This is a genomic window from Aquirufa sp. (assembly GCF_044377215.1).
Lineage (GTDB): Bacteria > Bacteroidota > Bacteroidia > Cytophagales > Spirosomataceae > Aquirufa.
Map to the genome: position 1 here is coordinate 1 of NZ_JBILJM010000023.1, position 15,653 is coordinate 15,653.

Annotated in this window: 14 protein-coding genes and 1 pseudogene; 8 read left to right on the forward strand and 7 right to left on the reverse strand. The window is 43.1% G+C overall.

Annotated elements, in window-relative coordinates:
- Positions 1–34: 34 nt before the first annotated feature.
- From ACIQ6T_RS07950 to ACIQ6T_RS07985, 8 genes and pseudogenes are all read left to right on the forward strand, one after another.
- Positions 35–637: pseudogene (locus ACIQ6T_RS07950) on the forward strand (NADH-ubiquinone oxidoreductase-F iron-sulfur binding region domain-containing protein); the annotation flags it as partial.
- A 9-nt stretch (positions 638–646) separates the two neighbouring features.
- Positions 647–1,801, forward strand: a complete 1,155-nt coding sequence (locus ACIQ6T_RS07955; RefSeq protein ID WP_395785364.1) for a glycosyltransferase — start codon at positions 647–649, stop codon at positions 1,799–1,801.
- Positions 1,802–1,832: 31 nt separating this feature from the next.
- Entirely contained in the window at positions 1,833–2,858 is a 1,026-nt protein-coding gene (locus ACIQ6T_RS07960; RefSeq protein ID WP_395785365.1) for a 2Fe-2S iron-sulfur cluster-binding protein, read from the forward strand.
- A 3-nt stretch (positions 2,859–2,861) separates the two neighbouring features.
- Positions 2,862–3,986, forward strand: coding sequence for an NADH-quinone oxidoreductase subunit NuoH (gene nuoH, locus ACIQ6T_RS07965; RefSeq protein ID WP_395785366.1), 1,125 nt, complete (start codon positions 2,862–2,864; stop codon positions 3,984–3,986).
- A 4-nt stretch (positions 3,987–3,990) separates the two neighbouring features.
- Positions 3,991–4,509 (forward strand): NuoI/complex I 23 kDa subunit family protein, encoded by a 519-nt coding sequence (locus ACIQ6T_RS07970; protein ID WP_395785367.1) that lies wholly within the window; start codon positions 3,991–3,993, stop codon positions 4,507–4,509.
- 7 nt (positions 4,510–4,516) lie between these two features.
- Complete coding sequence (locus ACIQ6T_RS07975; RefSeq protein WP_395785368.1) at positions 4,517–5,038, forward strand: NADH-quinone oxidoreductase subunit J; 522 nt, start codon at positions 4,517–4,519, stop codon at positions 5,036–5,038.
- Between the two features lie 232 nt (positions 5,039–5,270).
- On the forward strand, positions 5,271–6,329 hold the full coding sequence (locus ACIQ6T_RS07980; RefSeq protein ID WP_395785369.1) for a sensor histidine kinase: 1,059 nt from the start codon (positions 5,271–5,273) through the stop codon (positions 6,327–6,329).
- 3 nt (positions 6,330–6,332) lie between these two features.
- Entirely contained in the window at positions 6,333–7,058 is a 726-nt protein-coding gene (locus ACIQ6T_RS07985) for a LytR/AlgR family response regulator transcription factor (protein WP_395785370.1), read from the forward strand.
- Here ACIQ6T_RS07985 and ACIQ6T_RS07990 read toward each other — a convergent pair.
- The 7 genes from ACIQ6T_RS07990 to ACIQ6T_RS08020 form a co-directional block, all read right to left on the reverse strand.
- Entirely contained in the window at positions 7,055–8,962 is a 1,908-nt protein-coding gene (locus ACIQ6T_RS07990; protein WP_395785371.1) for a TonB-dependent receptor, read from the reverse strand. The genes ACIQ6T_RS07985 and ACIQ6T_RS07990 overlap by 4 nt on opposite strands.
- A 28-nt stretch (positions 8,963–8,990) precedes the next feature.
- Positions 8,991–9,647 (reverse strand): hypothetical protein, encoded by a 657-nt coding sequence (locus ACIQ6T_RS07995; protein WP_395785372.1) that lies wholly within the window; start codon positions 9,645–9,647, stop codon positions 8,991–8,993.
- Between the two features lie 4 nt (positions 9,648–9,651).
- On the reverse strand, positions 9,652–10,416 hold the full coding sequence (locus tag ACIQ6T_RS08000; protein ID WP_395785373.1) for a glycosyltransferase family 2 protein: 765 nt from the start codon (positions 10,414–10,416) through the stop codon (positions 9,652–9,654).
- Positions 10,403–11,671 carry a glycosyltransferase gene (locus ACIQ6T_RS08005; RefSeq protein WP_395785374.1) on the reverse strand — a complete coding sequence of 423 codons (1,269 nt, stop codon included), beginning with the start codon at positions 11,669–11,671 and terminating at the stop codon, positions 10,403–10,405. Before ACIQ6T_RS08005 ends, ACIQ6T_RS08000 begins: the two co-directional genes overlap by 14 nt.
- On the reverse strand, positions 11,671–12,771 hold the full coding sequence (gene wecB, locus ACIQ6T_RS08010) for a non-hydrolyzing UDP-N-acetylglucosamine 2-epimerase (protein ID WP_395785375.1): 1,101 nt from the start codon (positions 12,769–12,771) through the stop codon (positions 11,671–11,673). Before wecB ends, ACIQ6T_RS08005 begins: the two co-directional genes overlap by 1 nt.
- Positions 12,772–12,960: 189 nt before the next feature.
- Complete coding sequence (locus ACIQ6T_RS08015) at positions 12,961–14,157, reverse strand: glycosyltransferase family 4 protein (protein ID WP_395785376.1); 1,197 nt, start codon at positions 14,155–14,157, stop codon at positions 12,961–12,963.
- Positions 14,154–15,650, reverse strand: coding sequence for a lipopolysaccharide biosynthesis protein (locus ACIQ6T_RS08020; protein WP_395785377.1), 1,497 nt, complete (start codon positions 15,648–15,650; stop codon positions 14,154–14,156). Before ACIQ6T_RS08020 ends, ACIQ6T_RS08015 begins: the two co-directional genes overlap by 4 nt.
- Positions 15,651–15,653: the final 3 nt, after the last annotated feature.

Below are 15,653 nucleotides of genomic sequence, written 5' to 3' on the forward strand. Positions count from 1 at the left end.
TTCCTCTACGGTAATTCCTAACGGAATTTCATAAAAACCTGGTGTTTATGAAATTCCGTTAGGAATTACCGTAGAGGAATTTATCTACTCAGACGAATATTGCGGAGGCATCCGTGAAGGACATAAATTAAAAGCTGTTGTGGCAGGAGGATCTTCCGTGCCTATTTTATCAGCAGATAATATTTTAACGACTGATGCTGGCGAGAAACGTTTAATGACGTATGAGTCACTTTCGGAAGGTGGATTTGCAACAGGGACTATGTTAGGTTCCGGTGGATTCATCGTGATGGATGAGACAACTTGTATCGTACACAATACCTTAACTTTTGCGCGTTTTTACCACCATGAGTCATGTGGACAATGTTCCCCTTGCCGTGAAGGTACTGGCTGGATGGATAAGGTGATCAAGCGTATTGAAACAGGGAAAGGAAGAATTGAGGATATCGATTTATTAGTTGACGTAGCTAAGAAAATCGAAGGAAACACGATTTGCCCGTTAGGTGATGCAGCGGCGTGGCCTGTGGCTGCGGCGATTCGTCACTTTAGAGATGAATTTGAATGGCATATTACGCACCCAGAAGAGGCAACAAAACCAGGTGCGGTGTTTATGCGCGCGGGTGCTAGTTGGGCCAACTAACTTAGTTTCATGGCAAACAAGGTCTTATTTGTGGGTCATGATGCCAACCGCGCAGGTGCGCAATTAGTACTTTTACATTGGATTAAAGCGGAGGCAGCTCGGGGGAATAAACCCTATTTATTGTTGGCAAGTGGGGGTGTGCTGTTAAAAACGTATCAAAAATACGCCCAGGTCTGGGTTTGGGAGAAAGGTCCCAGCCAATTGGCCAAATGGGTAAAAAAAATACCGATACTCAAACGTGAGGATCGGACAAATCGGGAACCAAGTATTTCTGAAATCAAGCGTTTGATTGCGCGTTTACAGCGTGAAAAATTTGATTTGATTTTGGGTAATACCGTAGCTTCTTTGGGATTAATGCAGCAATTACGACCGCTGAATGCGGCTTTTGAAGCTTACATCCATGAGCTTGATTTTTCGCTAAAAATGTATGCTTCGAAAGAAGACATGGCGTTTTTGAGAAATGATTGTAGGCGCGTTTATGCGGTTTCGGCGCAGGTTCAACAAGTCTTGCAAGAAACTTATGCAGTTCCAAATGAGAATTTGGCGATTTTGCCACCTATCGTGGAATTGCCTAAGCAACAGCAGGACCGTGGACAGGAGCAGCGTAAGGCATTGGGAATTCCCATGGATGCGCTGGTTGTTTTAGGCTGCGGGCTAGCTGAATGGCGCAAGGGAACGGATATTTTTGTGCGTGTTGCCGAGCAATTAATTTCCCGAAATCCAAACCTACATGTGGTCTGGGTGGGCGTTGGAAATGAGCCCTTTTCGGCTGATTTAAAGGCCGAAAAAGCGGAATGGGATACGGAAAATCGCTTGCATTTGGTATCCAAGCAACTGACAACAAAGCCGTATTTTGATATGGCCAACTTGTTTTTCTTGTCATCGCGGGAGGATCCTTTTCCGCTGGTGATGTTAGAGGCAGCCTATGCGGCGATTCCGATTATTGGATTTAAAGGGGCAGGAGGCGTAAATGATTTTTTGGCAGCACATCCAGAGTTGTTGGTGGAGTATACGGATGAGGCACATGCGGCCAACAAGATTGAAGCGGTTTTAGCGTGGCCTTTGGCAGAACGTGAGGCCTTAGGGTTAAAATTGAAGGAAAAGGCTTTGGGATATTCGGCAACGAGTTTTATCCAGCGCTTTTCGGAATTGAATAAGCAATAACATCAGGTGCAAGCCTGTTAGATGATAGATTATGAAAGTAACGATTGACAACATCACCTTAGATGTAGAACCGGGAACAACCATCATGCAAGCCGCTCGGATGATCGGCCCTGAGGTTGCGCCACCAGCTATGTGCTACTATGAACCTCTTCAAGGGTCAGGTGGCAAATGTCGTGCGTGCTTAGTCAAAGTGACGGCTGGTTCTGAAAAAGATCCGCGTCCGATGCCTAAATTAGTTCCAGCCTGTATCACAGCTGTTCAAGATGGCATGATTGTGGAAAATACGGTGAACGAAGCCGTGCTAGAAACACGTAAGGGAATTGTTGAATTTTTATTGTTAAACCATCCGTTGGACTGTCCCGTATGTGACCAAGCGGGTGAGTGTCATTTGCAAGATTTCTCCTTCGAACATGGGGTTTCTACTACCCGTACGGTCGAAGAACGCAATACCTTCGAGCCGGTTGACCTAGGTGAAAACATCAAGTTAAACATGAATCGTTGCATCTTGTGCTACCGTTGTGTTTACACGGCGGATCAGATCACAGATGGCCGTGTTCATGGAGTGATGAACCGTGGAGATCATGCTGAAATTAGCACGTACATTGAGAAGGCGATTGATAATGATTTCTCGGGTAACGTGATTGATGTTTGTCCCGTAGGTGCATTAACTGATAAAACGTATCGTTTCAAGAGCCGTGTATGGTTCTCGAAACCGATGGACGCGCATTGCTCATGTGACAAATGTTCAGGTAATGTAACTTTATGGTACCGCGGGGAAGAGGTGATTCGGGTAACGGGTCGCAAGAACCAGTGGGGTGAATTGAAGGAATTCATTTGCAACACATGCCGTTTTGATCGGAAGAAAACATCGGATTGGGTGATTGAAGGACCTACGGAAGTGTCTAGACATTCGGTGATTTCAGCCAATAAATATGGTGCGAATTTGATTCACCCAGCATTCCCAATTGCACAAGCTGCACGTGATTTCAAGCAAATCGATGATAACCGCGATCGCAGTTCAATAGAAATTAAATCAATTTTGCCCGCAAAGAAATAAGCTATGGAATTATTGAATGATGTATTTACGGCCAAAGCCATCTTCGTAGGAATTGTATTCGCAATTACCCTCGGTATTGCGGCCTATTCCACCTATTTTGAGCGGAAGATTGCTGCATTTATGCAGGATCGAATCGGTCCAGATCGTGCGGGTCCTTTTGGAATCTTGCAGCCATTAGCTGATGCGGTTAAGATGTTCATGAAGGAAGATTTTATTCCGGCTAACTCAAACAAATGGTTATTTATTGCTGGTCCATGTTTATCGATGTTGACCGCCTTAATGACTTCCGCTGTAGTTCCTTTCGGAGACACCGTAACTGTGGGAGGTGTGACATTTGATTTACAAGGTATCGATGTAAACATTGGTATTCTGTGGGTGTTTGGAATTGTATCTTTAGGCGTTTATGGAATATTGATTGGTGGCTGGGCTTCCAATAATAAATATTCGCTATTGGGGGCAATTCGTGCGGCTTCGCAAAATATTTCGTACGAACTAGCGATGGGTATGTCGATCATCGCGATTTTAATGTTGACAGGTTCGCTGTCAACGAAGACAATTGTAGAAACCCAACAAGCTGGTCACTGGAATATTTTACAACAGCCTTTGGGCTTTTTGATTTTCTTGATTTGTTCGTTTGCAGAATGTAATCGTACGCCATTTGACTTGCCTGAATGTGAGACGGAATTAATTGGTGGGTATCATACGGAATATTCGTCGATGAAACTTGGTTTTTATTTATTCGCGGAATACATCAACATGTTTATTTCAGGAGCGGTTATGGCCACGTTGTTTTTCGGTGGATATGACTATCCGGGATATGCATTTGTAGCTGGACAATTTGGTACAACTATTGCTGCTTTTGTGGGCATGGGTGCGTTAATTGGCAAAGCATTATTATTTGTGTTTGTGTTTATGTGGGTGCGCTGGACGCTTCCACGTTTCCGGTATGACCAATTAATGGGTTTAGGTTGGACAGGTTTAATTCCGTTGGCCATGTTTAATGTGGTGGTGACGGGATTTGGTATTTTGATAGGCCAACCGATACTTGCAGGAATTGCGGGAGTTGTGATTTTAATCGCGGGTTTATTCTTGAATGACGCGATCTTCAGAAAGAAAAAAATAGCTTAGGTATATGAAATTAAGCACTAAAACAAAGGTAATCGAGCAGGGTGAAATGACCTTGGCTGAGCGTATGTATCTTCCGGCGATTGTTGGCGGAATGGCAACCACGCTAAAGCACTTTTTCTCGAAGCCGGTAACGATTCGTTATCCGGAGCAAACACGATATTTGGGGCCTATTTACCGTGGCCAACATATCTTAAAGCGCGACGAGCAGGGAGCTGAGCGTTGCACAGCTTGTGGATTATGTGCGGTTGCTTGTCCTGCGGAAGCCATTTCCATGGTAGCTGAAGAACGCAAAAAAGGAGAGGAGAACTTATACCGCGAGGAGAAATATGCAAAGGTGTATGAGGTCAACATGTTGCGTTGCATCTTCTGTGGTTTGTGCGAGGAAGCTTGTCCAAAAGAAGCCATCTTCTTGCGTCACGATACCATGGTCCCTGTATTCAATTCACGGGATGAAGTCATTTATGGCAAAGATAAATTAGTTGAAAAAATGGATCAGCGCTATTTGCGTGATGGTTGGAAATAATAACCCTATGGATATTTCAAATATTTGGTACTTTTTATCAGGTTTGACGCTGCTTAGCGCCCTGATGGTTGTGTTAGCCAAAAACCCGATTCACTCGGTCTTGTATTTGGTCTTTACTTTTTTCTGCATTTCTGGACACTACGTGTTGTTGAATGCCCAGTTTTTAATGGCGGTGAATATCATCGTTTACGCGGGTGCCATCATGGTTTTATTCTTATTTGTGATCATGATGTTGGATTTGCGAAAGAACAAACCTGATTCGAAATCATCCTTGACTAAATTGGCTGGTGTTATTGTATCAGGCGTACTTTTGGTGATATTTATCGCTGCATTTCATAAGAATAATATGCCATCTCCCACCGCCGAAGCAGTAGGGTTTTCATCGCAGACAGGTATGGTGGAAAACTTGGGTAAGATCTTGTATTCAGAATATTTATTACCATTTGAATTGGTATCAATCTTGTTCTTCGTAGCGATGGTGGGTGCTGTACTTTTAGGTAAAAGAGAAGCAGGGGAACGTAACTTTTAAGCTATTTTTTATAGAAAAAGCGAGCTCGAAAGGGCTCGCTTTTTTGTTTTATAAGGGTAGATCAATCGCGGTTTACTTGTTATAGTTGACTAACGTTGACAATGTAGCGATTCGTATATTTCTTGCTTATGATAGACCAAAAATATGACTTGGTCTACGAAATATGAGGTGTGGTATTTTGAGTTTTCAATTTGGTAGCTTATGGCTAGCTTTGTAACACTAATTTCAATGTATGTGGCTCGCCTGGAATATTCCCAAAACTAAGCTGACGTTTAAGGTCCTTTTTAATCTCATTCTGTGGGGTTTGTGGATTGGGTTGCCTTTGATAAGTCCAGCACACCAAGATCATCATAGCGAATCTGGTCCGATTAAAGATCCTGAATTTTCTGAACATATTTGGTTGGAGCTATTAACCATCGTTCCGCTCTTTTACATTATCACCTTATTGCTTGTCCCTATTCTGTTTAAGCGGTGGGGTGTTTTTGTCTATTTTGGTGTCTTGTTTTTATTCATTGCCTTGTTTTTTGGCATTCAGTCACTGTATCATATTTACTATATGCCGTTTGATGTGCATAAGGAATTCTTTGATTTTCGCGGCATATTTCCTTTAATTATGATTTCCGCAATTGGGTCCACGTATGGGTTATTGTTGGAATTCATCGACTTTGAAAGTAAGCGCGAAGAGCGATTTAGTGAACAATTGAAATCGGAACTTTCATTTTTACGCTCGCAAATTAGCCCACACTTTATTTTCAATATTTTGAATAGCATTGTGTACTTGATTCGTACCAAAGCTGATAAGCAAGCGGAGGATGTAACCATTCGACTTTCGTCCTTAATGCGCTATATGCTCTATGATTCAGACCAACGTATGGTTCCATTAGAACGCGAGTTGGAATATTTACGCAATTACATTGACTTACAGCGCATGCGATTCGATGGCGATGTAGCAATTGATTTTCAGATTGATGGTGTGATGCGGGCTTGTACCATCGAACCAATGCTCCTTATTCCATTCGTTGAAAATGCGTTTAAACATGGTGTTTCATTCGTTCAAAATCCAACGATTAATGTAAATTTCAGCATTGACAATGGTCATTTAAATTTTCGAGTGGAAAATCAAATAGGCCAACTAAAAGACGAGTCAAAAGAAGCTAGTTCGGGTATAGGTATGAAAAATGTTTTGCGCCGCTTGGAATTATTGTATCCTGGAAAACATCATATTGATGTGACAAATACAGGCGAAATTTTCCGTGTAGTCTTAGAAATCAGCTTACATCAAACAAAGTAAATCATGGAAAAGATGAAGTGCATCGTTGTGGACGACGAAAATATGGGGAGAAAATTATTAGAGGAAAATGTGCGCCAAATACCATTTCTCGAGTTAGTCGCATCCTGTAAAAATGCCTTCGATGCCATGGAGGTTTTGCAAACACACGAAGTAGATTTGATTTTTCTTGATATTCAAATGCCGGGTATGTTAGGCACTCAATTTTTGCAAGCACTCAACAAACGACCTCTGGTAATCTTTGTTACAGCTTATGACAATTACGCAGTTGAAAGTTACCAGTTGGACGCAGTGGATTATTTAATGAAACCTACGAGTCTGGAGCGCTTTTCATTAGCCGCGAATAAGGCGTATCATTTGTTCCAACAATCTCATACGAGTCCAGCTACAATTCCTGTTGAACCATTGGAAGATTTCTTTTTTGCCAATGTGGAATATTCTCTGGTGCGTATCACGATTCCACAAATCACGCACATCGAAGGTTTAAAAGACTATGTGAAGATATTTATCGAAGGAGAGAAGCGACCCATCTTAACCAAAATGACCATGAAAGGCTTAGAGGCCAAAGTGGGTCCGCATGGTTTTATGCGGGTGCATAAATCATTTATTGTCAACTTGCGTAAGATTGAATCAATTAAGCAATTGCGAATTAAGATAGGGACCTACGATATTCCAGTCAGTGATGCACATGGTGCGGAACTGATGGAAAAATTAAACCATACACGCCCCTAGTTAAAGGTAATCCTAAGTCCCAAACTGAAATTGCGACCTGCCGACGTATTATAATAACGTCCGCCTAATGCATTTAAATCAGGTCCGGACGTGTACATCGTATCGCCTATGTTCTCCGCACTTAGCCAAACATTCCATTTCCCACGCTGGTACTCTACCTTCGAATTCCATAAATGAACCGCTGGTAATTGGTCCGTATTGGCATCATTTAGGTAAATTTTATCCGTGTAGGTGTATTGAATATGCCAACGAATCCATTGCGAAATCGCATAACTCACCGTACTCGCATGTTGGAATGGACTCGTTCCCGTTAGTCGGTTTCCAGAGAAGTTTTTACCCGCAATTTGATAGTTGACAAAGCGAAAGTTTTGAATCGTTTCTGCATTAGTCAGTTCAAGATTTTGCCCTATTTTCCACACATGGCTCAACTCGATTCCTTGTTGGCGTGTTTTACCCACATTATCAAAATATTCAGACCCATCAGCGGCCCGACGAATCACAATGGTTTCATTGAGGTCAAATTGGTATACGCTCAGGTTCCATTGCAGGAATTTGGATTTGCCGCGCCAACTCACCTCTTTGTTCCAGCCTTTTTCTGCACGAAGTGATCTATTGATGATGCCGGTCGATGGACGAATTTCACCTAGGCTAGGAGGCGAATATCCGTGTACGACTTTGACAACTAGGTTTTGCCGTGGTGTAATATTGTGTAACAGGGCGATTCGTGGCGAAAAGATGCCTTCATTACCGATAAATTCCGTCCAAAATTGATTGTAACTGCCGGCTAAGGTTACATTCCAGGAATTATTTATTTTATATTCTCCCTGCAGAAACAAACTGGCATTTTGCAAGGTGGTATTTTGCGTGAACTGAAGCGTGTCTTTAGTTCCTTTTTTATTACCAAAGGTTTGGCTATCAAAAATACCCGTTTGGAATTCAAGGCCACCGTCTACGCTGAGGTCATCATTTTTGAAGTGGATGACATTCCGACTACTAAAATTGAGTTCTTTCCGAATTTCGTAGTTACGGATGGTTGGGTTTTCGATTAAATTTAGTTGCGCTGACCGATTACTTGTCGCGCTCCAGTTTTCATTCCACCGACTAGTCAATTGTACTCCCACGCCTAGCGTTTGCAATCGAAAAGTTGCTTTTTGGTCCGCCGCACTTAAAAATGGGCCTGCAGCTGGTCTAGCTTGTCGGGGGTCAGTTTGGAATTGCTTTAGGGTAAGGCCACCGGGTGTTTGGTACGTCACGCGACCAAGGTACGTGATCAAATCCAGTTGCGTGTTTCGACCTAGTTCTTTGTGGTATTCATATGAAATCCATTGTTTATTAATATCCGATTGCTTCCGGTAGCCTTCTTGATTCCAATAACTGGCATATACCCGATGCCCATTTGTCTGCAAATCCCAGCTCTGTTTATAGCCTCCAAGGCTGTTGGCAACCTGTTGATGTACGATTTTTTTCTGCGTGGCACTTGGCGTGTTGAACAGCATGACCCCACCTGTTCCGGCACCATACAATCCGCCGCTTGGCCCTTTGATTATCGTTAGTTCATTAAAAAAATCTGGGTCAATCAATGCCAAATAGGTATTGTTTCCGGCATCCGTTAAGGGCATTTGATTCCAATAAACCTTCACATTTCGCACGCCAAATGGTGCACGAAGCGCACTTCCACGAATTGCCATGCGGTACGAGCCTGGTGATCGTTCTTCCATCCGCACACCGGCTTGCATGTTTAGTGAGGTCACGAAGCTAGTATTGTTTGTGCGTGTTAAGTCTTGCGCATTCAAAATAGCAATGGCATCGGGACTTGAAAAGGTGGATTTTTTTTGTTCAAAAACACGAACGACTACTTCATTTAGCTCAGTCGTTTTGATTGTACTGTCAGCACTGAAACTCATTAAGCTAATCAAAATAGAAAGAAGCATATTAAAAAAAGTAAGTTACTTGGGCGCTTGTTAGTTTTAAGTTGGCATAAGTTCCCCCATACCGTATATTTTCATAGTCAAATCCAAAAGACCAGTCGGTTAGTCGGAAATCAACGCTAGCCTGATAGCCCATTGCATTATCTAGGGTGGTACTTTGTTCATTTTCCCAATCTTGTAAACTCACCTTTGCCAAAAAAGGTTTAAAAACCTTGACCTGAGCTGTCGTCTTTACTTTTCCATTGGATTTAAAACCAAGTCCTGCGCGTAACCCATGAAGTGAAAATTTCTCATCTGATAGGAAGTCATTATTCGAAGTGCGCGTTTTTTTAGCCATGCTCAAACTATAAACACTTGTGGTTGCAAATAAGCCAATCTTCATAAATTGGTTCACACCAATTTCCCCCTTTCCACCTCGAAAGGACACGCTTTGGTCGGATATGCGTGTGCTTTGCATATTTCCGATGACTTGTAAATGACCGTATAGTTGCGTTGGTTTACCCGGTTTTTGAAATTGTAAAGCAGCACTCGTAGTTAAACTCACTTGATTCTGCGACCAGTTAATATAACTTGTTCCTAGGCTGGTGGCAAAGCGAAATTTTTGGCCGCTTGTAGGCGCCAATGAAATAAGTACTAAAAATAGAATGAGTTGAAATTTCATATGTTTACCAATATTTACCACCTTTTTTCAGGGCAAATCGGATACCGCGAAACAGAATCCATACATGCGCAAGGATCGTTTGTAGTAAACCAAAATGGCTTTGCATGACATGAAAACGTTCCTTCCAAGATTTTTTTAGATTTTGTACAGAGGCACCTCCCATGAGGTATTGACAAATTGGCTCAGCCAACTGCATCGTTTTTTGGCTCAATTTAAGGCATTTGATTTCCCAGTCAATATCTGAACTTAATTGGTATTCGACATTGAATCGAGGGGCAATCTCCCGTTTGACGACAAAGGATTGATGGCAAATAACCATGCCTTTTTTAAATGATTTCCAAGTAAGTTTAGTTGGAATACGGTGGGGAGTTACGACGCTTCGTAGGCCAATTTCCTGTCCAAGCATGTCCACAAACATGGCATCTCCTACGAGTACATCTGGATTTGAATCCAGCGCTTTTAGTATGTGCTCCAATGTATTTTTAGCTGCAAAAGTGTCTCCCGCGTTCAAAAACAGCACATATTCACCGTTGACTACCTGAAGACCCTTATTCATGGCATCATATATTCCGCGATCCTTTTCTGAGATTAAAATATCTATGTCTTTCCGAAATGTATTAATCAACGCAAGCGTTCCATCCGTGGAAGCTCCATCCACAATGACATATTCAATTTCAGATCTATGCCCCTGTTCCAAAATACTTTGGATGGTACGTTCCAGAAATTTCTCTGCCTGGTAGGTGATCGTGATGATGCTAAGCTTGGCCATCCGAGAGGTATTTGAGGTAGAGATCGATGTGCTTTTTAGCAATAATATCTTCCTGATAGCTATGCATTACTTTTTCACGTGCAGCCTCATTAGGTGTGTGGTTCAGTGACCATTTGATTCCGGAGGCGAGTGATTTTGCCGACAAGTATTCCGCGACATAGCCGTTGATTTCATGGTCAATCATTTCGGGGATGCCGCCTACGTGAAAGCCGACGCAAGGTGTTCCGCAGGCCATTGCTTCCATGATGGTGTTCGGTAAATTTTCTTCCAAAGAAGGTGTAATAAATACATCCGCCGCCGAATAGATCAAACGCATTTTCGTTGGATCAGCGATGTGCCCCAAGCTCGTTGCCGGTAAGGGAAGTGCCTTGATTTCGGAGGTGTCTAAGACATTACCCACAAGTAACAATTCGGTGTTTTTAGCGGCTTCTGGGTTTTCGTTTTTCCAAATTTCTAATGCGTCTTTTAGATAACCAAACCCTTTGGTTGGCGTATTTACTCGCATCGCTACAAAAAGAATGTAGTGTTTTGAGGGGTTGAGTTGAAGTATATTTTTGGCATCACTAATGCGTTGAAAGTTTTCTGTATTGATTGCATTTGGGACCGATTCAATTTTGTGGTAGGCAAGAATGGTGCTTTTTTCTGCGCGCGATTTTAGCCAGTCGCTGCAGGTAATGATGTGCAAATTGCGGTAGTCGAACGCATAGATTTTACGCGCCCACATGCGATGTGAAATATCCCAGCGCTCGGGTTTATTGACAAATTTACACGACCCACAATTGGTTTGAAAGTTTTCGCACTCTCCACTATGGTGACACCCCCCTGTAAAAGCCCACATATCATGTAAGGTCCAAACAACGGGTTTGCCAAGTTTCAGCAGCTGCTCAATATTATCGATGGACAAAAAGCCAAAATTGATCCAATGCAAATGAATAATATCCGCATTTTTAATGGCAGGGTGGCGGCTGATATCCTGCCCAAATAATCCTGTATTAAATAAAAATCGAATGGCTTTACTTTTTTCACTTGGAAGAAAATAGAGGCGTTCCATGATGAAACGGATCCAGTTCCAAAGTTTACACCAAAGGCCTGTTCGAATCAATTCAGACGCGTCATCCCCTGATTTTTCTTGGACCAAGTAAGTGACGTTGTGTCCAGCTTTTTGAAGCGCTTGTTGGAGCCGCCCTGCAGCAATTCCCGCACCTCCATTTTGGTTGTGGTAGGAAAGGAGGACAATATTGAGCGCTTTTGACATTAGGCTTTACAGATTTGGTCTAATGTTTGTGCGATACGTTCTGCGGCTTTTCCATCCCAAAGTGGTGGTATTTGACCTTGTTTACAATTTCCTTGCAAGATGTTTAATAGTGCTTGATATGTTTTGTCTGGGTCTAAGTCGGCCAATAACTGATTCGTCCCCAGCGTTACCGTAATGGGTCTTTCGGTCGAATCGCGGAATGTTAAACAAGGTATTCCCAGATACGTTGTCTCCTCTTGAATACCGCCCGAATCGGTTAGAATGGCTTTTGCGTGGCTCATCAATTGGATGAATTCCAAATAGCCTAAAGGCTCGGTTAAAATTAAATTCGGGTTCGTATTCAGTTGTTCACTTAAACCATATTTATCCATGTGGGCACGCGTACGTGGATGGATGGGAAAAACGACTTTGGTTTGGGTGGTACTTAATTCGATTAAACGTAAAATGGATTTGAGTCCTAGCTCCGTGTCGACATTGGCCGGTCGGTGCATAGTCATGACGATGTAGTCGTCAGTCGCTAGTCCCAAGTCGGCCAAGATCGTGCTGCTTTTTGCCTTTTCTTGGTAGCGCACAAGTGAATCGATCATCACGTTACCCGAAAAGAACACTTTTTCGTCGGGGACCCCTTCATTTTTCAAATGGTCGATGCCACTTTGTTCCGTAACAAATAGGTAATTGGCCACAGAATCAGTCAAAATCCGATTAATTTCCTCAGGCATGGACCGGTCTCCAGAACGAAGTCCCGCTTCCACGTGCGCTAATGGAATGCCCATTTTGATGGCGACGAGGGTACAAGCGAGGGTGGAGGTGACATCGCCTACGACGATAACGAGGTCTGGTTTTTCTTCGAGGAGGATGGGTTCGAAAGCCAACATAATCTTGGCGGTTACTTCGGAATGGGTACCTCCTCCAATACCTAGGAAGAAATCGGGTTTGGGTAATTCAAGTTGCGTGAAGAAAACATCACTCATTTTAGCGTCAAAATGCTGTCCGGTATGTACTATTTTGGAAGTCCAGTTGGGAAGATTTTGAATCGCGCGATGCAGCGGTGCGACTTTCATGAAATTTGGCCGTGCGCCGACTACCTGAATTACTTTCATTTAGAAATCTTTGTAGGAAATGATGGGGACAAAGATAAGGAAAAGTGTTTGATATTGTAGAGACGCGATACTTCGCGTCTTATATTTGAATCGACGCATTCGCGTCTCAAGCTTTGGCAAACCTGGAAGGATTGCCAAAGTGCTAAACGTAGAGACGCGAAGTGTCGCGTCTCTACTAGCGACTGTTTACTATCGCTTCGCGATTGCAAACTTAAACGCCTCCATGTAATTCCCCAGCACCGTATGAATATTGATTTCCTTCTCAATGATTTCTTGCGAGCGCTTACCCATTTCAGCGATTTGCGCCGGGTCTGCAAAAAGCTTTTCAATGACCGATGTTAAACTTGCCACAGATCCTGACTCGAAAAAGTGGCCATTAAATCCTTCACGAACTAAACGCTTTTCCGTCCCATCTGCCACGGAGCATACCACGGGTTTCGAGAAACACATGGCCTCATTGATGGATAAACCGCCCATGCCGGCCAAGACATAGATACCTGATTCGCACGTAATTTTGCCTAATTCGGTGGGGTCATAAATGCCTCCATGAAATTGGATGAAATCGTATCCTGCTGCTTGAGCTTTTAACGCTTCCAATTCAGGTCCATCTCCTACGATGCTCAGTTCGGTCTGGGGATATTTTGCGTGCAATGAAATGGCCGCTTCGATCAATACATTCACCTGCTTCCATTTCACTAAACGTCCGATGTGCAACAATCTATAGGGATTAGCTTGGACGTTTTTTAGCTGGTTGGCCGTTGCCAACAAAGCATCCGTATCCGGTGAATTTGCCGTCACAAAAACCTTCTCTGCCGGGACACCATACGACGCATGCATCAACACCGCCTCATCCAAATAATTAATATGCGCATCGACAAGATTACTAAATAAGCGACGTGTTTCCCGGACAATCATGAACTTGACACGGGCAAGAATCGATGTGTTTTTCTGATGCGCCTGATTATTCTCCGTCACACCTCCACCTTGTAAATAGTACGAAATTGCCTCGTTGTAATGAGGTACCTGAAATGGGATTTCCTTGGAAATGAGTGCCACGTTATTGCGGCGTAAGAAATTATACCAACTCGGATAAAAGACAAATGAAGCTTGGTAAGGCCAATTGACCATCAATACATCTGGCTTCTCCTGCAATATCAATTCCTTTAACCCACGGAAAAACTTCTTCCCATAATAGGTCGTGTATTCTTCTTGATAAAAAACCTTGAACTCAATGCCATCTTTGCTCTCAAATACGCCCGCACCTAAGGTCGCCCCTTTACTTGCTGGCACCACCACACACACCTCCACACCCATCTCGCGCTGAAGTTTGTTTAAGACCAAATTGTAATAATGCGGCAAACCTCCCGCTAATGACATCAACTTCATTTGCTCAATTTGCTTTTAATCATAGCCGATAAATCGGGGGATAAATTCAGCGCCCATCCGGCAAAGAAAAATAACAATCCAACCGCAGTAGAACGAACGCCTAAATTTAGAATCCAAGCGATCCAATCTCCCTCGCCTAAAACGGGAATAAACGACACCACATACCAAACCCCAAGACTCAATAGCACGATCCAGGCCGTTTTCCACTCAAAAGGTTGCAAGCCCATTTTGGCCCACAAGAAAAAATACTTGATGGCATTATATCCCGCTAGCGCAATTAATGAGGCAAGTGCCGCCCCATTATATGAATACAAGGGAATGAAAATTAAGTTGCCCACCACAATGCCCACCGCCAATATCATATAGAATAAAAGGTCATATCGGTAGTATTTGGAGTTAATCAAAATCTCCGAATTTAAGCCCGTGCCCATATCGATAATCTTCGAAATGCCCACCATCAAAACCACCCAGCGACCAGCTTCATACACCTCATGCCGCGGGATGATTTGGTATATGAAATCCAAATTGCACCAAATAAGCAAAAACAAAAAGCAGCCCACTAAGAGTAAATTGAGTGATGACTTTTTGTAGATGTCTTCGATTTGGCTAGTGTCGTTACGCTTCCAAGCTTGCGCTAATAACGGGGCACTAATCGCCGCAATGACGTTGCGTGGTATCGCAATCATCAATCCCATCCGGGAATTAATATCAAATATAGCTGTCGTCCCCAATCCACCCGTATACGCCGGAAGCATGATTTTTTCCACATGCTGAATCAACGTAAAACTTGCTCCCGCTAAAATAACCCAACCGCCATAAGCCACCATCTCCTTAAAGATCGGCTGGCGTAAAAAAGAAAAATCGAGTTTGGTATAAAAACGCTTTAGCTGTTTTATGTATAGTAATAAGGCAAGTACAGCAACGAGATAGGAGACGGTAATGCCTTGCACCAACTGGTCAAAGTTTAAATAGCCTAATCCAAATCCCAAGATCAAACATGCGTTCGCAACCCGTAAATACAACTCCCGAATGATGGCTGGAACGACGATTCGCAGGTGGACGCGGGCGTAGGATTCAAGCACCGACATATATAAAAAGCTACCTGTCAGTGGTATGATGTAGTAAAAATATTGGGGCAATAGGGGGGAATTGGTTGCGTAAATCGCATTAAATGTGCCCCGTAAGGCGACATATCCTAAGGAAAAAAGTCCCCAGCCCACTAAGGGGGAGATCAATAAAAAGGAGAAAAATCCACGATGCTCATTCGATGGATCATCAAAATGAGGAAAGAATCGAACGGCGATATGCGGAATTCCTAACTGGGTAAATGAGGCAAAAATGAGTGGAATGCTGACTAGGGCACCTGCGATTAAACCTACTTCCGACTGACTTAAAAACTGATTATAGAGAAAGATGACATTGAACGTCCCGATCGCCGTACCTAAGTAGGTGACGATGGAGGCTTTAAGACTTTGCCGAATGACGATTCCCATGCA